The sequence below is a fragment of the Stenotrophomonas aracearum genome (assembly GCF_031834615.1).
Classification (GTDB): domain Bacteria; phylum Pseudomonadota; class Gammaproteobacteria; order Xanthomonadales; family Xanthomonadaceae; genus Stenotrophomonas; species Stenotrophomonas aracearum.
Genome location: NZ_CP115543.1, coordinates 2,988,955 through 3,007,550, shown reverse-complemented (window position 1 = coordinate 3,007,550; position 18,596 = coordinate 2,988,955). Strand labels below are relative to the sequence as shown.

At 69.8% G+C, this 18,596-nt stretch carries 17 protein-coding genes; 11 read left to right on the top strand and 6 right to left on the bottom strand.

Annotated elements, in window-relative coordinates:
- The first annotated feature begins 35 nt into the window (after positions 1-35).
- Positions 36-1,421 carry a virulence factor family protein gene (locus PDM28_RS13730; RefSeq protein WP_311182456.1) on the top strand — a complete coding sequence of 462 codons (1,386 nt, stop codon included), beginning with the start codon at positions 36-38 and terminating at the stop codon, positions 1,419-1,421.
- A gap of 30 nt (positions 1,422-1,451) precedes the next feature.
- On the opposite strand, the gene mprF is transcribed toward PDM28_RS13730, so the two are convergent.
- A complete protein-coding gene (mprF, locus tag PDM28_RS13725; protein WP_311182455.1) occupies positions 1,452-4,010 on the bottom strand; it encodes a bifunctional lysylphosphatidylglycerol flippase/synthetase MprF in 2,559 nt (852 codons plus the stop codon).
- A 140-nt stretch (positions 4,011-4,150) separates the two neighbouring features.
- On the opposite strand from mprF, the gene PDM28_RS13720 reads away from it, so the two are divergent.
- The gene (locus PDM28_RS13720) at positions 4,151-4,498 is read left to right on the top strand and encodes a RidA family protein (RefSeq protein ID WP_070206876.1); all 348 of its coding nucleotides are present in this window, start codon (positions 4,151-4,153) and stop codon (positions 4,496-4,498) included.
- Here the strand turns inward: PDM28_RS13720 and rnfB are convergent.
- The 5 genes from rnfB to gloA2 all read right to left on the bottom strand — a co-directional run bounded on the left by rnfB (position 4,479) and on the right by gloA2 (position 8,641).
- Entirely contained in the window at positions 4,479-4,907 is a 429-nt protein-coding gene (gene rnfB / locus PDM28_RS13715) for an Rnf electron transport complex subunit RnfB (RefSeq protein ID WP_311182454.1), read from the bottom strand. The two genes, PDM28_RS13720 and rnfB, sit on opposite strands and share 20 nt — an antisense overlap.
- Positions 4,904-5,494, bottom strand: a complete 591-nt coding sequence (locus tag PDM28_RS13710; protein WP_311182453.1) for an HAD family hydrolase — start codon at positions 5,492-5,494, stop codon at positions 4,904-4,906. Before PDM28_RS13710 ends, rnfB begins: the two co-directional genes overlap by 4 nt.
- Before the next feature lie 4 nt (positions 5,495-5,498).
- Entirely contained in the window at positions 5,499-7,580 is a 2,082-nt protein-coding gene (gene metG, locus PDM28_RS13705; protein ID WP_311182452.1) for a methionine--tRNA ligase, read from the bottom strand.
- 114 nt (positions 7,581-7,694) lie between these two features.
- Positions 7,695-8,138, bottom strand: coding sequence for a DUF2147 domain-containing protein (locus tag PDM28_RS13700; protein ID WP_102944433.1), 444 nt, complete (start codon positions 8,136-8,138; stop codon positions 7,695-7,697).
- Positions 8,139-8,248: 110 nt separating this feature from the next.
- Complete coding sequence (gloA2, locus tag PDM28_RS13695; protein ID WP_311182451.1) at positions 8,249-8,641, bottom strand: SMU1112c/YaeR family gloxylase I-like metalloprotein; 393 nt, start codon at positions 8,639-8,641, stop codon at positions 8,249-8,251.
- Between the two features lie 146 nt (positions 8,642-8,787).
- Between gloA2 and PDM28_RS13690 the strand changes: the two genes are divergently transcribed.
- Genes PDM28_RS13690 through PDM28_RS13650 form a run of 9 tightly spaced genes read left to right on the top strand, consistent with a single transcriptional unit; the run spans position 8,788 to position 18,588 of the window.
- Positions 8,788-9,465 carry a helix-turn-helix domain-containing protein gene (locus PDM28_RS13690; protein ID WP_311182450.1) on the top strand — a complete coding sequence of 226 codons (678 nt, stop codon included), beginning with the start codon at positions 8,788-8,790 and terminating at the stop codon, positions 9,463-9,465.
- Positions 9,466-9,468: 3 nt separating this feature from the next.
- Positions 9,469-11,157, top strand: a complete 1,689-nt coding sequence (sctC, locus tag PDM28_RS13685; protein WP_311182449.1) for a type III secretion system outer membrane ring subunit SctC — start codon at positions 9,469-9,471, stop codon at positions 11,155-11,157.
- The gene (gene sctW, locus PDM28_RS13680; protein ID WP_102944437.1) at positions 11,138-12,265 is read left to right on the top strand and encodes a type III secretion system gatekeeper subunit SctW; all 1,128 of its coding nucleotides are present in this window, start codon (positions 11,138-11,140) and stop codon (positions 12,263-12,265) included. The genes sctC and sctW overlap by 20 nt, the downstream gene beginning before the upstream one ends.
- Positions 12,262-14,328, top strand: a complete 2,067-nt coding sequence (locus tag PDM28_RS13675; protein ID WP_102944438.1) for an EscV/YscV/HrcV family type III secretion system export apparatus protein — start codon at positions 12,262-12,264, stop codon at positions 14,326-14,328. Before sctW ends, PDM28_RS13675 begins: the two co-directional genes overlap by 4 nt.
- Entirely contained in the window at positions 14,325-14,720 is a 396-nt protein-coding gene (locus tag PDM28_RS13670; protein WP_311182448.1) for an InvB/SpaK family type III secretion system chaperone, read from the top strand. The genes PDM28_RS13675 and PDM28_RS13670 overlap by 4 nt, the downstream gene beginning before the upstream one ends.
- A gap of 44 nt (positions 14,721-14,764) precedes the next feature.
- Positions 14,765-16,015 (top strand): FliI/YscN family ATPase, encoded by a 1,251-nt coding sequence (locus tag PDM28_RS13665; RefSeq protein WP_311184695.1) that lies wholly within the window; start codon positions 14,765-14,767, stop codon positions 16,013-16,015.
- Positions 15,999-16,445: a hypothetical protein gene (locus PDM28_RS13660; RefSeq protein WP_311182447.1), complete on the top strand. Its 447-nt coding sequence runs from the start codon at positions 15,999-16,001 to the stop codon at positions 16,443-16,445. Before PDM28_RS13665 ends, PDM28_RS13660 begins: the two co-directional genes overlap by 17 nt.
- Positions 16,436-17,635 carry a SpaN/EivJ family type III secretion system needle length determinant gene (locus PDM28_RS13655; RefSeq protein WP_311182446.1) on the top strand — a complete coding sequence of 400 codons (1,200 nt, stop codon included), beginning with the start codon at positions 16,436-16,438 and terminating at the stop codon, positions 17,633-17,635. The genes PDM28_RS13660 and PDM28_RS13655 overlap by 10 nt, the downstream gene beginning before the upstream one ends.
- Positions 17,632-18,588, top strand: a complete 957-nt coding sequence (locus PDM28_RS13650; RefSeq protein WP_311182445.1) for a FliM/FliN family flagellar motor switch protein — start codon at positions 17,632-17,634, stop codon at positions 18,586-18,588. The genes PDM28_RS13655 and PDM28_RS13650 overlap by 4 nt, the downstream gene beginning before the upstream one ends.
- Positions 18,589-18,596 lie beyond the last annotated feature (8 nt).

The window sequence follows — 18,596 nt, the reverse complement described above, 5'->3', positions numbered from 1 at the left end:
CGTATCGTGGGGCCACTTTTCCAGGATGCGTGACGATGCGGCGAGCCAGTGTGGGCAGGGCAGTGGGCGTGGTGATGGGCATGGCCTCGTTGTTGGGCGCGCTGCCGGCCTCGGCGGCACCGCAGCAGGTCAGTCACGGACGCTTCCAGGACATCACGATCCATGCCCCGGACGGCCACCCGCAGCGCGTGGTGATCTGGTTCGATGGCGGCCACGACGCCGCGCGTTCGCAGCAGCGCCTGGAAACGCTGCGTGCGCAGGGCGCGCTGGTCGCGCAGGTGGATGTAGCCCGCCTGCGCAAGGCACTGGCGGCGGAAAGCGGCGGCAGCTGCGCGTTCGGTGCGGGCGACGTGGAAAACTTCTCGCGCTGGGTGCAGGCCTACCTGCATGTGCCCGGCTACCATCTGCCGCTGATCGGTGGCGACGGCAGCGGCGCCGAGCTGGCCTATGCAGTGGCCGCGCAGGCCGATACCCAGATCTTCGCCGGCCTGGTCACCACCGGCTTCTGCCCGGACCAGGCGCGCGAACGCGCGGTCTGTGGCGCCGGTGTCAGCCATGGCCGCCTGCAGCCGGCCGAATTGAGTTTTCCGTGGTTGAACGCCGCCGGCGACCACCACTGCGCGGCCGGCGATGCCGCCGCGTTCGTGCGCCGCGTGGACATGGGGCGTCAGTTCCAGCGCACCGCCAGTGGCTCCGACCTGCCGGGCCTGCAGGCCGCCGTGCAGGTGATCGGTGCGCAGAAGGGCATCAGCCTGGCGCCGCCGCCGGACGACCTGAAGGGGTTGCCGGTGGTGGAAGTGCCCTCGCGCACGCCGGGCGACACGCTGGCCATCTTCGTCTCCGGCGATGGCGGCTGGGCCGGTCTGGACAAGGACGTGGCGGCCGCGCTGAGCGAGGGCGGCATCCCGGTAGTCGGCGTGGACTCGCTGCGCTACTTCTGGACCGCGCGCACCCCCGAAGGCTTTGCCCGCGACCTGGAACGCATCGCGCAGCATTACGGTCGGCAGTGGCAGCGCAAGCGCCTGCTGCTGGTCGGCTTCTCGCAGGGCGCGGATGTACTGCCGGCGGCGATCAACCAGCTGGATCCGGCCACGCGCGACGCGGTGGCGCTGATCGGGTTGATGTCGGTGGGTCGCAAGGCCGACTACGAATTCCATGTCAGCAACTGGCTGGGCGGTGGCGGCGGTGGACTGCCGATCGCGCCCGAAATCGCGAAGCTTCCGACCGGCCGCACGCTGTGCCTGTATGGCGAGAACGACGGGGACGCGCTGTGCCCGGAGCTGCCGAAGGGGCATGCAACGGTGATCGCGCTGCCCGGCGATCATCATTTCAAGGGCGACTATGACCGTTTGGCGAAGACGCTGCTTGAGCATCTTGGCCGGGCAGCGCCCGGCGCTACGGGAGCAGGTTCGCCGCGTTAGCCGGGCAGGGCAGCCGGGCAGGGCCCGGCTCTACCCTTTGCGGGGCGAGAGCGAGATCAGGCGCGTTGCATCCAGCAGCGCTGCCGGCAGGTGCATGCCACCGGGTGCGGCCAGGTAGCGGGCGCGCCACTGCGGGGCGAACTTTGACTTGAAGCGGCGCAGCCCGCTGAAGCCGTAGAAGCGCTCGCCGTGGCGGGCCACGACATTGGCGAAGCGGTTCCAGCGACCGGCCAGCCGGTGCTGGGCCAGGCCCGACAGCGGCGCCATGCCCAGCGAGAAACGGTGGAAGCCGTTTTCGCGGCCCCACCGGAACAGCTCGATGAACAGGAAATCCATCGTCCCTTTGGGCGCGTCGTCCACGTGCCGCATCAGGTCCACCGACAGCTCATGGCCGGCCGGGGCCTGCCACAGGTTGGCGAAGGCCACGATGCGTCCTTCCGCTTCCACCACGGCGACCGGAAAGCGGGCCAGGTAGGCTGGATCGAAACTGCCCAGCGAGAAGCCCTTTTCGTCGCCGGCCTTGTCGTCCAGCCACTGCTGCGAGACCACCGCCAGTGCGGGAATCAACGCCGGTACCTCGGCTGGCGGCACCACGCGGAAGCTGAGTCCGCCGCGCTTGCCGCGGTTCCAGGCCTGGCGCAGGTCGGCGCGCTCACGGCCCTCCAGCCCGAAGTCCTGCAGCGGCACCATCGCTTCCTCGCCCAGCTTGACCAGGGTCAGGCCCAGATCCAGGTACGTCTGCCAATACGCTTCGCCGACCTGGTAGAACACCGGGCGCAGGCCGAGCCGGTCGGCTTCCTCGCGGAAGCGCCAGATCAATGCGCGGGCCACCTCCGGCGGTCCCACCGGGTCGCCCATTGCGATCAGCGAACCGCCATAGCGCTGCATCATCACGAAGCCGTGCCCGGCCGCGTCGCGCAGGACCGCCTTGTCGGCGGTGAGCACGAGGCAGGCCTGGGTGTCCTGCGCTTCCTGCAGGATCGGCGCAAGCGCCTCCAGGGTGGCGCCGTCAGCCGCCGGCAACGGTGTGCGCGTGCTGTGCAGCAGTCGCGCCAATCCGAAGATGGCCAGCGCGATCGCCACCACCAGCAGTGCGCGCAGCGCACGTGGCGCGTTGCCCTGTGCGGCGAACTGCCACCACAACTCGTTCTGGTACTCCACGTGGCTGTACACGAAGAACAGCAGCCAGATCACCGCCACCAGCACCAACCCCAGGTTGCGGATCCACGGCCACGACCATGCTTCGTCCAGCAGCGCGCCCTGGCGGTAGAACTCGCGGCGCGAGGCCCACAGCGCCATCGCCACCAGCACCGAGGCCAGCGCGATCAGCACCTGGCCGCCGCGCAGCCAGATCGGCAGCGGCGCGATCACGCAGATCGCCAAGGCCAGCACCCACGCCGCATGGCTGCGGCGCTGCAGGCCCTGGCCGATCAGCAGCAGCACCACGCCGGCCAGGCTGCCGAGCAGGTGCGAGGTTTCCAGGATCGGCAGCGAGGCGTGCAGCAGGTGCCGGCGCGGCGTCGGCAGGGTGCCGTCGATCACCAGCGCCGCGCCCACGCTGAACACCGCCAGCGCGATGATCTGCGGCAGCCACGGACGCAGCGCGGTCCAGCCGGCGCGGGTGGCACCCGCGCCCACCTTGAGCGGCCGACGCAGCGCCGGCACCACCGCCAGCAGCGTGGCCAGCAGCAGCGGCAGCACGTAGTAGGTGACGCGGTAGATCAGGGCGGCCGCCAGCACGGCGGCCGGTGCCACCTGCGGCAGCAGCTTGAGCAGGCTCCACTCGAACACGCCCAGCCCGGCCGGCACGCTGGAGATCAGCCCGGCCAGCACCGCCACCAGGTACAGCCCCACAAAGCCAGGCAGGCCGGTCGGGGTATCCATCGGCAACAGCACGTAGAACGCGGCGCTGGCGAGCACCAGCTCGACCACGCTGAGCGCGGTGACCCCGAGCATGGTGCGGCGGTCCGGCAGCCACAGCGCGTGCCCGCGGATGTGGAAGGTGCGTCCGTCGCGGCCGACCAGCAGCACGGTGCCCACATACGCCAGCAGCGCGACGCCCCCCAGCACGCGTACCACCTGCGCGGACACCGGCAGCGCCAGCGCCGCCGCACCGGGTTCGAGCAGGAACGCCAGCGCCAGCAGCAACCAGGCGCCGAACACGAAGCCCAGCGTGCTCATCAGCACCACCTGGCCGATCTCGGCCAGGCTCAGCCCGGCACCGCCGTAGCCGCGCAGGCGCACCGCGCCGCCGGTGAGCGCGGCAAATCCCAGGGTTTGGCCCAGCGTGTGTGCCAGGAAGGCGGTGATGCCCACGCGCGCCGGATGCAGGCGTTTGCCGCTGCGGCGCAGGCCGATCGCATCGAACCCGATCAGGCAGGCGTAGCTGGCCAGCCCCAGCACCACCGCCAGCGCGATCTGGCCGGCGCCGAGCGGGTGGAATGCGTCGCGAATGGCACGGTAACCGTGATCGTCGAACTCATTGGCCAGGCCACGCAGGGCCAGTGCCAGGATCCCCAGGCTGAAGAGGATGGTCGCCGCGCGGCGCCAGCCGAGGCGGGACGAAGGGGCAGTGACGGAATCGGTCATCGAGGCAGCGGGTTCCGGCACGACACCGTGCCTTGCCGGGGAATCGTGCGCTTCCGGCCCGCCGTTGCCAAGCGGGGTGCGTGTGCGCGGTGTGGCGGCATCGGCGACAATGGCCGCACCATCACAGAGGAGTCCACGCCATGATCGAACGCTACGATGTCGGTCCGCGCATGTCCGAGATGACCGTGCACAACAAGGTCGCCTACCTCTCCGGGCAGATCCCCGAAGACACCAGCCAGGACATCACCGGCCAGACCCGCCAGGTGCTGGAGGAGATCGACAAGCTGCTGGCACTGGTGGCCAGCGACAAGCAGCACGTGCTGCGCGCCGAGATTTTCCTGGCCGACATGGCCGATTTCGCAGGCATGAACGCCGCGTGGGACGAATGGGTGGTGCCCGGCATGACCCCGGCCCGCGCCACCGTGGAAGCGAAGCTGGCCGACGCGGACTGGAAGGTCGAAATCGTGGTTACGGCTGCGCTGCCCTGACGTGATCCGTGGGTACCAGCTCGATGCAATCCACCGGACACGGTGGAATGCACAACTCGCACCCGGTGCACAGGTCGGCATTCACCGTGTGCATGTACTTGGCACCGCCTACGATCGCATCCACCGGACACGCCTGGATGCACTTGGTGCAGCCGATGCAGTCGGCCTCCACCACCCGCGCCACCTGCGCGGGCAGGTGCTGGCCGCGGCTGCGGTCGTAGGGCAGGGCCGGCACGCCCAGCACCTTCGCCAATGCGCGCGCGCCGGCATCGCCACCGGGCGGGCAATGGTCCACGCCCGCGTCGCCGCGCGCCATCGCCTCGGCATACGGGCGACAGCCGTCGAAGCCGCATTGCCCGCACTGGGTCTGCGGCAGCAACCGGTCGAGGCGTTCGACAAGAGCGATCATTTCAGCAGCTTGCCGCGATACCAGCGCTCATGCGCGAGGGCCAGCATCGGGCGGTCTTCGCGGCTGTCGCCGTAGGCGTGGATGCGCAGGTAGCGCGACAGGTCGTAGCGGCTGCGGATCCGTTCGGCCTTGCGCGGGCCCAGGTCGCCGTCGGCGTAGCGGCCGGTCAGCCGCCCTTCCTTGCCCTCGAGCCGATTGCACAGCATCTCCACGCCCATGCTTTCGCACCACGGGCGCAGATACAGGTCCAGCGAACCGGACACCACCACCACGGTGTGGCGCTGCTGCTGGTGCCAGCGGATCTGCTCGAGCATCTTTGGATGCACCACGCCCGGCAGCACGTCCCGCGCGAAGCCGGCGGCCTGGGCGGCGATGTCGTCGCCATGGCGGCCGCGCATCACCAGCCAGGTGACGCGCGCGCGGATGCGCTCGGCCGAGATCAGTTTCAGCCGATACGCCAGCAGCCATGGTCCGACCTTCCACCAGGCATGCGCCAGTTGTTCCGGCGTGGCCACCCGGCGCAGGAAACGCGCATAGGTGTCGCAGTCGGTAATGGTGTTGTCGAAGTCGAACAGCGCCAGTTCCACGGTGTTACCGGACCGGCATGCCCGGCAGCGCGCTGCTGTCGGCGTCCAGCAGCGCCAGCGCGCCACCGTCGAAACCGGCCGACAGGATCATGCCTTCGCTCAGGCCGAAGCGCATCTTGCGCGGGGCCAGGTTGGCGATGAACACCACGCTGCGGCCGACCAGCTTTTCCGGCTCGCCGTAGCTGGCGCGGATGCCGGAGAAGATCTGGCGCGTGCCGAGGTCGCCGGCGTCCAGTTCGAAGCGCAGCAGCTTGTCAGAGCCGTCCACGAATTCGCAGGCCAGCACCTTGCCGATACGCAGGTCGAGCTTGGCGAAGTCGTCGATGCCGATGTAGGCCGGGCCTTCGGCAGCGGCGGCAGAGGGCGCGGCGGCCGGTGCAGCGGCGGGCGCTGCCGGCTTGGCCGGCTTGACCGGGGCGGCAGGCGCGGGGGCGGCGAGGGTGTCCTTGGAAGCGTCGGTCATGGCGTCAATCATTTTCGGGTCGATACGGGTGAACAGCGGGCTGTACACGGCGATGGTGTGGGCCAGCAGCGGCGAGGCGATGTCGGTCCAGCGCTGCACCGGCGCGGCCAGGAAGGCCTCGGCCTGCGCGGCGGTGGCCGGCAGCACCGGCTTGAGCGCGGTGACCAGCACCCGGAACAGGTTCAGGCCCTGGGTGCAGACCGACTGCAGCTGCGCGTCGGCGCCGTCCTGCTTGGCGATCACCCACGGCTTCTGCTCGTCGATGTAGCGGTTGGCTTCGTCGGCCAGCGCCATGGTCAGGCGCAGCGCGGCGGCTGGATCATTGCGCTCATAGGCTTCGCGCACCGGTGCCAGCGCCGCGACGAAGCGGTCGTACTGGGCGGCATCGGGCAGCGCGTCGGCCAGGCGGCCGTCGAAGCGCTTGCTGATGAAGCCGGCGCAGCGGCTGGCCAGGTTGACGAACTTGCCGACCAGGTCGGCATTGACCCGCGCGATGAAGTCGCCCAGGTTCAGGTCCAGGTCGTCCACGCCGCCGGAGGACTTGGCGGCGAAGTAGTAGCGCAGCGCCTCCGGCTCCAGCCCGGCGTCCAGGAAGGTACGGGCCATCACGAAAGTACCGCGCGACTTGGACATCTTGGCGCCGTCCACGGTCAGGTAACCGTTGACGTGCAGGCGGGTCGGCGCGCGGTGGCCGGTGCCGTGCAGCACCGCCGGCCAGAACAGGCCGTGGAAGTTCACGATGTCCTTGCCGATGAAGTGGTGCAGCTCGGTGCTGGTGCCGGCGCGCAGGTGCGCGTCGAAGTCTTCGCCGGTCTTCGCGCACAGCGCCTGGAAGCTGGACAGGTAGCCGATCGGCGCGTCCAGCCACACGTAGAAGTACTTGCCCGGGTGGCCGGGAATCTGGAAGCCGAAGTAGGGCGCATCGCGCGAGATGTCCCACGCGCGCAGGCCGCCTTCGGCATTGAGCCACTCGCCCAGCTTGGCCTTCACGCCGGGCAGGGCCACGTCGCCGGCCAGCCACTCGCGCAGGAAGCTCTCGAAGCGGCCCACTTCAAAGAAGAAGTGCTCCGAATCGCGGATTTCCGGGGTCGCACCGGAAATCACCGAACGCGGGTCCTTCAGCTCGGTCGGCGCATAGGTGGCGCCGCACACTTCGCAGTTGTCGCCGTACTGGTCGGGCGTGCCGCAGTTCGGGCAGATGCCCTTGATGTAGCGGTCGGGCAGGAACATGCCCTTGGCCGGGTCGTAGAACTGGGCCACCGAACGGCGCGTGATGTGGCCTTCCGCCTCGAGCTTGAGGTAGAACGCTTCGGTCAGCGCCTTGTTGCCGGCCGAATTGGTCGAGTCGTAGTGGTCGAATGCGACACCGAACGCGGCGAAATCGCGCTCGTGGCTGGCCTGGATGTTGGCGATGAACGCCTCCGGGGTCACCCCGGCCTTTTCCGCGGCCAGCATGATCGGGGTGCCGTGGGTGTCGTCGGCGCACACGAACCAGGTCTTGCCGCCGCTCATTCGCCGCGCGCGCACCCAGATGTCAGCCTGGATGTAGCCGACCAGGTGGCCCAGGTGCAGCGGGCCGTTGGCGTAGGGCAGGGCGGTGGTGACGAGAGCGGTGCGGGTCATGGTCTGCGTGGGTGCCGGGGGAACGCGGGATTATCGCATGCTCCCCGCAAAGACGAAGGGCCGCAGCGGTCAACCCGCTGCGGCCCCATGTGCTTGATCCTGCGGGGTTTGCGCTTACTCGCGGACCCAGGTCTGGGCGCGGCAGATGAAGGCCACGCAGCCGGACATGTCCAGCTTCTTGCCGCCCTGGTGCAGTTCCACCTTGGACTTGTAGGTCTTGCCGTTGGCCGGGTCCAGCACGGTGCCGCCGGCCCACTTGTGGTCGCCGTCCGGCTTGAGGTTCCACAGGATGGTCATGCCCTTGACCGGCTTGCCCTTGTTGGCGCCGCTGCAGTCGTCGCAGACCGGGTTCGGGCCCTTGTCCGACTTCAGCACTTCCACCACTTTGCCGCTGAGGGTGCCGTTGGTGGCCTGGGTGATCTCCACGATCGACTTCACCTGGCCGGTCTTGTCGTCGATGGTCTTCCAGCGGCCTACCGGGCTGTCGGCGGCCGAAGCGGACAGTGCGGCCATCACCAACGGCAGCGCCAGCAGCAGGGTCTTGAACGTCTTGCGCATGTTTCCCCTCCCAGGGATGTACGTGGATGCCGGCGCTCGGCCGGGACAGCTGGACTGTATACCCATTCGCTCTGGTACGGAACGGAAGTTTTTCGTCGACTACAACCTATTCAGTTGACTTCATAGAGTTCCAGTGGCAGCCCGTCGGGGTCGGCGAAGAAGGTGAAACGCTGGCCGGTGTACTCATCGGTGCGGATCGGTTCGCAGGCCACGCCCTCAGCGGCCAGGCGCTCGATCATCGGCTCCAGCGCCTTCACCCGGAACGCCAGGTGGCGCAGGCCCTGCGCCTCCGGGCGGCTGGGCCGGGGCGGCGGCGCAGGGAACGAGAACAGCTCCAGCTGCCCGCCGTCGGGCAGCGCCAGGTCCAGTTTCCACGAGGCGCGCGCGGCGCGATGGTGCTCGGCCTTCACCGTCAGGCCGAGGATGCGCACGTAGAAATCGCGCGATCTGTCGTAATCGGCGCATATCAGGGCGACGTGGTGGATGCCGAGCAGCGGTGTCATGGGATCGATTCCTGGTGGCGCGAACGCGCAACTGTCTGAGCGGGACCGATACAAATACCCCAACTCGCGTCGGCTTTCTAACTTCTTGTAAAGCCTTGCCCCCACCCCGTCTTCACCATGCAGCCCTTGTTGAAGGGAGGGGTCGGATGCACGTCATCGTCAATGTAGGGCAGGCGCCGGTCCCGATCAGCGCCGGTGGCCAGCGTGTGCAACTCGCGGCCGGTGAGCGTCTATTGCTGGCCGGCCTGCCTTTGCCGCGTGGCACCGGGCTGCAGGCGGTGGCGCTGGCGGGCAGTGGCATGGCCCGCGCGCTGGCCCACTACGACCACGCCTCCGGCGTGCAGCGCCCGGTCGCCGAGCCGCCGCCGCTGTGCTGGGCGGTGCCGGCCGCGCTGGACGTGCCGGACGTGGCGGCTGCGTGGTTGATCGGCCAGTTGGCGCGCGGCGCCGGGCAGGACGAAGACCCCCCGGCCGCCTGCCTGCTTCGCCACCTGGCCCGCAGCGAAAGCTACGGACTGATGCGCTTCCTGCTCGAGGAAGGCGGCGAAAGCACGGTCGCTGCGCTGGCCGAGCGTTACGGGCTGTCCTCGGCCCAGTTCCACCGGCGCTGCCGCCAGGTGCTGGGCCGCCCGCTCAAGCGCGAGCTGCGCATCCAGCGCGCCGCGCGGGCGCTGCTCGCCTATCCCGGGCGTGCGCGCTCGTTCACCTACCTCGCGGCCGACCACGGCTACGCGTCGCTGTCGCATTTCTGCACCGACGTGAAGTCGCTGATCGGCTGTTCTCCCCTTTCCGTCTACCGGGCCGTTCCGACGCCCAACGAGTGATCCATGCGTTCCCTGTCGTTGTTCCTGTTGTTGCTGTTCGTCAGCGCGCCTGCACTGGCGCAGACCCCGTTGGAAGGCACCGCGATTTCCGACCGCGCCGACCTGCCGCATGCCACCGGCTTCGTGTCACGCGCCGACAGCGCCGACCACCTGCTCAATGCGATCGGCGCGCGCGCGCGCCAGGCCGTGGTGATCAGCCCGAAGGCCCACAAGAAAAAGGTGTCCGGCAGCTTCGACCTGGCCCGCCCGTTCGACACGCTGGCAAAGGTCACCGCCGAGCTGGGCCTGGTCTGGTACAGCGACAGCACCTCGATCTATGTGTACGACGCCAGCGAGCAGAAGAACGCGGTCGGCCGCCTGCGCTCGACCTCGGTGGCCACCCTGGCCGACTTCCTGCGCAAGGCACGGCTCTCGGATGCGCGCTATCCGGTGCGCGGGGGCGGCGCCGACGGCACGTTCTACGTGGCCGGACCGCCGGTGTACGTGGATATCGTGCTCAACGCAGCGCGCTACCTCGACGACCTGTACGAAGGCGCCGACGCCAGCCCGCACCATGTGGAAGTGCTCAAGCTGGAGCACAGCTTCGTCAATGGCCGCCGCTTCGGCCTGCGCACCGCCGAAACCTCGCTGCCGGGCATGGCCGACGTGCTGGCCGGCGTGCTGCAGCTCGGCGATTTCGGTGCCGTGGTCAAGCAGCCTTCGCTGCCGGTCGACCCGGCCAGCATCACCGAGGAACTGCTGCCCGCCACGCCCGCGCCGGCTGCGGAGACGCAGCGTGTCGGCAACGTGCCGGTCGGCCCGTCGCCGGCGGTGATCATGGCCTACGCCGAAACCAACAGCCTGATCGTGCGCGGCACCCTGGCCCAGATCGAACAGGTCAAGCGCCTGGTCGGTGAACTGGACGTGCCGCGCAAGCAGATTGAACTCTCGCTGTGGATCATCGACATCCGCAAGACCCAGCTCGACCGCCTCGGCGTCACCTGGAGCGGCGGCATCAACGTCGGCAACCGGCTCAAGATCGGCATCAACCAGTCCGGTTCGGTCAGCACGCTGGACGGCACCCGTTTCCTCGCCTCGGTGCAGGCCATGGCCAGCAAGGGCGACGCGCACATCGTCTCGCGCCCGGTGCTGCTGACCCAGGAAAACATCCCGGCCTACTTCGACAGCAACCAGACCTTCTACGCCCAGCTGGTCGGCGAGCGCGCCACCTCGCTGGAGCCGGTGACCTACGGCACGCTCATCAGCGTGCGGCCGCGCATTTCCAGCAGCAACGAAGTGGAAATGCAGCTGAAGATCGAAGATGGTACTGCCGATACCAGCCGCCTGGTGGACACCCTGCCGCTGGTCAACCGCACCGTGATCGACACCGTCGCGCGTGTGCCGCAGGAGCTGAGCCTGCTGGTGGGTGGCTACACCCGCAGCCAGTCCGACGTCGGCCATGCCGGTATTCCCGGGCTGCGCCGCATTCCCGGCGTGGGCAGGCTGTTCGGACAGGACAGCCAGTCCGCCGAAAACCTGGTGCGCGTGTTCCTGATCCAGCCGCGCCTGCTCAACGGCAGCGACCCGGTGGACACGTACCGCATGCCGGAGGTCTACGGCCCCGGCGTAGGCGAAGCCGTGCACGACACGTTCCGCGCACTGCACCCGGGCTTCAACGCTGTGGAGGGCGCGCATGGCACTGCCGGCCATTAATCGACCGCAGACCGCACCGCTGCCGATCACGCCGCGCCAGGCCACCGCGCAGGGCGACCGCGACGACGCATCGCGCGACATCACGGCCGCCTCGGGCAAGCCGTCGCGCCCGGGCATGCTCAGCACGGCGTTGTCCATGCAGGATGACCTCGGCGCGCTCGTTGCCTCGCTGCAGCGCCGCCGCGACGGCCAGCAGACCAGCGGCAGCAGCGAGTCGCAGGCCTGGATCGACCATGTGCTGGACGACGAGGTGTACGGCAAGGTCAGCAACCTGCGCGCGCTGCTCGACGGCATGCGCAGCCCGGTTCAGCTGCTCGCCCTGCTCAAGCAGTTCTTCCCGGATCCCAGCGACATGCTGGCCGTGCTGCGTTCGCTGCTGGCCGATGACGAACTTGAGGAGGTCCGCGAGCTGCTGCAGCAGGCGATGGAGCAGCTGCTGGCCGAACAGGCGGCGCTGGGGCAGGGTGCCGCCCTGCGCGGCGGCGTGAATGTCGCGGTCAAGGCGCGCCTGGCCGCGCGCGGCAGCCAGTTCTCCGCTCGCGCGCTGCGCCAGAGCTACCGCGACTTCATCGGCAACCACCAGGACTGCGTGGGCGAGTACGCCGGCTGGATCGCGCTGTACGGCTTCGAACGTCGCGCCCAGGTGGTCGACTTCATGGAACAGGCGCTGGGCGCGGACATGTATTCGCTCGACCCCAGTGCCTCGCACCTGGAATTCGGCCGCCTGCTGCGCCAGGTGCGCAACCTGGCCGTGCTGCGCTCCACCGACCAGCTGCTGGTCCAGGAAGCCACCCGCGACCGCCTGCTGGCGCGGCTGTCCACCACCGCCGAAGCGGTGATCGGCGGCCTGCTGGACGTGGTGCGCGGCCTGCAGGACTGGGCCGGACTGTTTGCCGGCCCGCTGGCCGATGCGCGCGTGGCGCTGTCGGCGCCGGAGCGCGCCCGGCTGGTGCAGGCATTGCGACGCGCATTGGGCGGCCTGCCCGACGCGGTGTGGAGCGATGACGTGGCGCGCGAACGCGCGGTGCAGTCCCTGGAGGTCGTGGTGGTGGAAAGCATGAAGCGCGAACGCTGGCAGGCCAGCCACGTCGCAGGGGTGAACGTATGAACAGCGTGACCAACCCGTCCACGACGGGCTTTGCCGCCCGCGCGCGTGGCGTGCTGCGCCCGGAACTGGCGCTGGTGGTGCTGATGGCGGTGATCGTGGCGATGCTGATCATCCCGCTGCCGACCTTCCTGGTCGACCTCCTGATCGGCCTGAACATGGCCGTGGCGATCGTGATCTTCCTGAGCTCGTTCTATGTCGAACGCATCCTCAGTTTCTCCACGTTCCCCTCGGTGCTGCTGTTCACCACGCTGATGCGGCTGGCACTGTCGGTCAGCACCAGCCGCCTGATCCTGCTCGACGCCGATGCCGGCCAGGTCATCAGCGCCTTCGGCGATTTCGTGGTCGGCGACAACCTGGTGGTCGGTGCGGTGATCTTCGCGATCATCACCTTGGTCCAGTTCATCGTCATCACCAAGGGCTCGGAGCGTATCGGTGAAGTGGTGGCACGCTTCTCGCTGGACGGCATGCCCGGCAAGCAGATGAGCATCGACGCCGACCTGCGCGCCGAAGCCATCACCTCCGAAGAAGCGCAGCGCCGCCGCCGCGACGTGGAGCGTGAAAGCCAGTTGTATGGCTCCTACGACGGCGCCATGAAGTTCGTGAAGGGCGACGCCATCGCCGGCATCGTGATCGTGTTCGTGAACCTGTTCGGCGGCATCGCCGTCGGCATGCTGCAACATGGCATGGCGTTCTCGCAGGCCCTCAACACCTTCACCCTGCTGACCATCGGCGACGGCCTGGTCGCGCAGATCCCCGCGCTGCTGATCTGCATCAGCGCCGGCTTCATCGTCACCCGGGTCAGCGGCGAGAGCAACAACCTCGGCGCCAACATCCTGGGCGAACTGTTCAACAGCAACCTGGTGCTCGGCACCGGTGCGGTGCTGGTGCTGCTGCTGGGCCTGCTGCCAGGCTTCCCGCTGCCGGTGTTCGCCGGCCTGGCGGTCGGCCTGGCCGCGATGCTGGTGTGGCGCCTGCGCCGTGGCGCGACCGCGGAACGCGACGCCGCTGCAGGCACTGGGGCCGGGGCTGCCGGTGCGCCGGCCGGGCAGGGCGATGCAACCGCCGCGCGCCTGACCAGCGAAACCCTGCCGCTGATCCTGCTGATGCCGCCGCCGCTGCATGAAGCGGGCGTCGCCGGGCAGTGGGAAGAGCAGCTGCGCCACGACGCGTTCCTCAACACCGGCATGCAGCTGGCGCCGCTGGTGCTGCGCAGCCATGAACCGGTGAAGGACCACGAAGTAAAGGTGCTGATCAACGAGATCCCGGCGGCCAGCGCGCACGTGGTAAGCGGGCATGTGCGGGTCTGGGGCCGACAGGACGAACTGGAGGCGCTGGACATGGGCCTGGTGGTGCCGCACGACGGCGGCAGTGCGCGCTGGGTGCTGGCCGAGGCCCACCAGGACGTGCGCGCGCTGGGCTGCGAGGTGTCCAGCGACTATGAAGAACTGCGCCGGCTGGTGCATGGCGCAGTGCTGCGCAACGTCGGCGAGCTGTTCGGCATCCAGGAAGCCAAGCATGTGCTGGACGCGCTGGAAAAGCGCTTCCCCGAGCTGGTCAAGGAAACCTACCGGCACATGCCGATCCAGCGCGTGGCCGAAGTGCTGCAGCGCCTGCTGCGCGAAGACGTCTCCATCCGCAACATGAAGGTCGTGCTGGAAACCCTCGCGCAGTGGGGCCAGCGCGAGAAGGACGTGATCCTGCTGGTCGAACACGTGCGTGGCGCGCTGGCGCGCTACATCTCCGCGCGCTTCGCCCGCGACGGACGCATCCCCGCGATCCTGGTGTCCAGCCCGGTCGAAGACCAGATCCGCGCCGGCATCCGCCAGAGCCAGGGCGCGGCCTACCTGAACCTCGAGCCGGCCGAGTCCGGCGAACTGATGGACCGCTTCGCGCTGCATGTCGGCGAAATCACCGCGCGCCGTCCCGACGTGGTGCTGATGGTCGCGCCGGACATCCGCCGCTTCGTCAAACGCTTCATTGAAAACCGCCTTCCCGCGACCCCGGTGCTCTCGTTTGCCGAGATCTCCGACACGGTCACCCTTGATGTGATGAGAAGCATATGACCTCCCTGCTGGACACCCTCAACGCCGCCCTCCAGGAGCTGGGCTGCGACCCGTCGCGCTTCCAGTTCGACACCCATTCCTCCGTGGTGATGGGCTTTGCCGACGTGGGCGAGCTGCTGCTCGACCCGGTCGACGACATGGTCTACCTGTGGGGGCGGCTGGACACCTCGCCGGCCGACCGTTTCAGCAACCGCGCCGATGAACTGCTGGCCGCGCTGTCGTCGCCGGCGGCCCACTTCGCCAACGGCTGCCTGGCGCTGCGCCAGTTGGACGAAGGCTGCCTGGTAGGCGGCGCGCTGCAGCCCGACTGCCGCCAAGAGTCCAGCCTGCTGGCCTCGGCGATCGAAGGCTCCCACGCCCGCGTGCTCGAACTGCAGGCGCTGCTGCGGTGACAACGGCCGTGCCCTGCTGGCGGCCCTGTGCCACCCCGTTGGCGATGCGCGCAGGCGAACTGCGCGTGCCGTTGGCGGACGTGGCCGTGGGCGAGCACTGCCACGTGCGCCGTTCGGCCTGCGACGACCGCGTGCTGACCCATGGCGTGGTGACCCGGGTCGACCACGGCGTGGCCACCCTGGCGCTGATCGGCGCGCCGGTGCGGCTGGCGGCCGACGTCGTGGTGGCGGCGACCGGCCAACCGCTGCAGGTGGCGCTGGGCACGCATCTGCTCGGCTGCGTGCTGGACGGCTTCGGCGAGGTGGTGGAACGGCTGCGCGACGGCGACCCGCTGGAGACGGCGGGCGTGCCCGCGCCAGTGCAGGCGGCACCGCTGGATTACCGCCAGCGCCGCGCGATCCAGGTGCCGTTCGCCACCGGCATCCGCGCGCTCGACGCACTGCTCACCGTAGGCGAAGGCCAGCGCATGGGCATTTTCGCGGCCGCCGGCTGCGGCAAGACCACGCTGGTGGAAATGCTGCTGGGCCACGCGGACTGCGACGTGCGCGTCGTGGCGCTGGTGGGCGAGCGCGGCCGTGAAGTGGCGTCGTTCGTCGACGCCATCCGCAACGGCCCGGCCGCCGCGCGCACCATCATCGTGCAGGCCACCTCCGATTCGTCGCCGGCCACGCGGGTCAACGCCGCCATGGTCGCCACCCGCGTTGCCGAGTACTTCCGCGACCAGGGAAGCCGCGTGCTGCTGGTGATGGACTCGGCTACCCGCTACGCACGCGCGCTGCGCGACGTGGCGCTGTCGGCCGGCGAACCGCCCGCACGCCGGGGTTTCCCGGCCTCCGTATTCGAAGCGCTGCCGCGCCTGGTCGAACGGCCGGGCAACGCGCAGTGCGGCAGCATCACCGCGTTCTACACGGTGCTGCTCGAAGACGACGCCGACCCCGACCCGGTCGGCGAAGAGGTCAAGTCGCTGCTGGACGGGCATGTGTACCTCAGCCCTCGGCTGGCCCAGCGCGGTCACTTCCCGGCCATCGACGTGCTGCGCAGCGCCAGCCGCCTGTATCCGCAGCTGGCCACCGAGCGCCAGGCGGCTGCGGCCACCCGCGTGCGTGCGGTGATGGGCCGGCTCGACGACCTGCAGCTGCTGCGCGACATCGGCGAGTACCGCCCGGGCGTGCAGCCGGAACAGGACGACGCCATCGCGCGCGAACCCCGGCTGCTGGCGTTCCTGCGCCAGCCGCTGCACGAACCGGTGGCGATGGACGCCGCGCTGGAGGCGCTCGATGCGCTCGCCCGCTGACCCCGCGCGCCTGGCCACGCTGCTGGAACACCGTGCGCAGCGCCTGCGGCGCGACGCGCAGGGCCAGGCCACGCAGGCCGCTCACCACGACCGCGAGGCGAAGAGCCTGCGCAGCGCCGCCGACGAACGCCTGCAGCAGGCGCAGCTGGGCGAAGAGCCCGGACTGGACCGGCAGCGTCTGTTCGAACGGCTGCGCGGTGTCGCCATCGCGCGTGCACACGTCCTGGAGTGCGAGCTGCGTGCCGGCCACCTGCAGGAACAGGCGGTCGAGGCCCGCGAACAGGAACAGCGGCTGCGCCAGGCCGCCGCCGGCAACCAATCACGCGCACGCCGGCTGCAGGCCGTCGGCGCACACCTCGACCAGCACCACCGCAAGGCGCGCCTGCGCCGCCAGGACCGCCAGATCCAAGAGGAATACACATGTCGCTGAACATTCAAGACGCTCAGGCTGCCGTTGCCGCAGTGGGCCCCGTACAGCCGGTGCCGCTGAGCGAACGCGTGCAGGCACGCCAGCCGCAGAGCCGCCCGCAGGAGGCGTTCGAGGCCACGCTGGCGGATGTCGCGCCGGTGGATCTGGACCTGCCGCCTACGCCTGACGACGCTGCGGCTGCGGTTGCGCGTGAGGCCATGACCCGACGTGATGACGGCGAGCGCAGCGCTGCCGGCGCGTCTTCGGGCGCGCCGCTGTTGGCGGGCGCGTTGCCCACGGTGACGTTGCAGGTCCCGATCTCCATGCTGGACACCCCGGCGCCGCGCCTGCGGCCGGGCATTCCTGCGCAGCCAGCGATGCCGAAGGTGGTGCAGGGCACGGTGCCGATGTCCGATGGTGCAAACACATCTTCGGGTTCGGTTGCGGTTCCGCCGTCGACTTCGCCTGCCGTGACTGCCCCCCCGTCTGCGAATCCAGCCATCGCAACCGCTCAGCCGCTCACGCCCGCCGTTGCCGTGGTGCAGGGCGATGCAGCGAGTGCGCCCGCCACGGCAGTGGCCAGCGATGCCGCGTCGACGACCGTCCAGGCACCACGCCCCGCGACGCCGACACACCGCGTCCCTGCTGCAGTCGCCGCTCAGGCATCCGCTGTTTCGCCTGCGTCCGCCGCGCGCAGCCAGCCGGTATCCGCGCCGATGCAGGGTGCAGGTGCGAAGCCCGGCCAAGCGGCCCCCGCAGCAGCGCAGTCGCCGTCCGACGACAAGCCAACCCGCAGCGACGCCGCAGCGCCGCCGGCGGCGATCACCGCCCCCACCTCGACCGCGACGCAGTCAGAGACCGGTGCCGACAGCCAATCGCTGGCCGACGCGCGCCGCGCCGACGCCAACGTCGGCACCCGCCAGCAGGTGCGCGCGGTGCGCCAGGCCGAGGCCCTGCAGACCGCCATGGTCCAGCGTGCAGAAGCGGCCAGCCAGATCCAGGTGTCCTTCAGCAGCTGGGGCGCCGGGCATTCGGTCAAGGCGCGGCTGGACGGCGGTCGCCTGCACATGCAGCCGTCGTCGGCGCGGGTGGGGCAGGCGCTGTCTGCGGCCGCGGCCCCGGCCGGCGTTGAACTGCAGATCGCCGTGGACAGCACCGACACCGCCACCGACGAGCGTCGCCAGCGTCGCGGCGACCAGGGCCACGCATGAACGCAACGCGCTGGCCGTTTCCGGCCCTGACCCCGTCTGCAGTAGCGCAGGCTGCCATCGCCGCCGCGTGCGCACGCGCGGGCATCACCCCGGCGTGGCACCCGTTGCCGGCGCGCGGCGCGATGCTGCGCTTCGACGTCAGCGGCCGTGGCGGCGACCTGCGCCTGGCGGTGCCGGCAGAGCAGTGGTGCCCGGCGATGCTGCCGGCCATGGCCGGCTTCGCCTGGTCGGAACTGGTCGACCGCAGCGCAGTGGACTGCTGGTTGCCCGACCAGCCGCTGCTCGAAATTGCCGCCGCACCGTTCCACGGCGCGACCGTCACCCTGCGCGAAGTGATCCCGGTGAGCGCGCTGGCGCTGGGCAGCGGCCCGCACCCCTGCCTGGAAACGGCGCAGGGCCTGGCCTGGATCGAACGCGCCGACTGCGACGCCGGCGCCGCGCTCGCCCCCGCCACCCTGGCGCTGCGCGTGCCGGTGGAGCTGGCCATCGCACGCCTGCACCTGTCCATGCACCGCCTGCGCAGCCTGGCACCAGGCGCGGTGCTGCTGCTCGACCAGTTGCAGCCGGTCGCGCGCCATGCGCAGCGCCGCCTGTACTCCTTCGACTTCACCCTTGAGACCATTTCCGTGAATACACCCTTCGATTTCCTCGACGACGACGACGGCGGCACCGACATCGCCGCCGCTTCCGCCACCGCCGCAGCCAGCGCCGAAACCACACACGGCATCGACATCCGGCGCCTGCCGGTTGCCGTGGACGTGGTGCTGTGCCAGCTGCAGCACGCCATCGGCGAGCTCGACGCACTGCAGCCGGGCACCGTGTTCAACCTGCCCGACGACGCCTGGAAGCACCTGCAGCTGCGCGTCAACGGCCAGCTCATCGCCCGCGGCGAACTGGTCCAGGTCGGCGACCAGCTGGGCATACAGCTGGCGCAGGCGCTCGTGCTGCCATGAACTTCGTC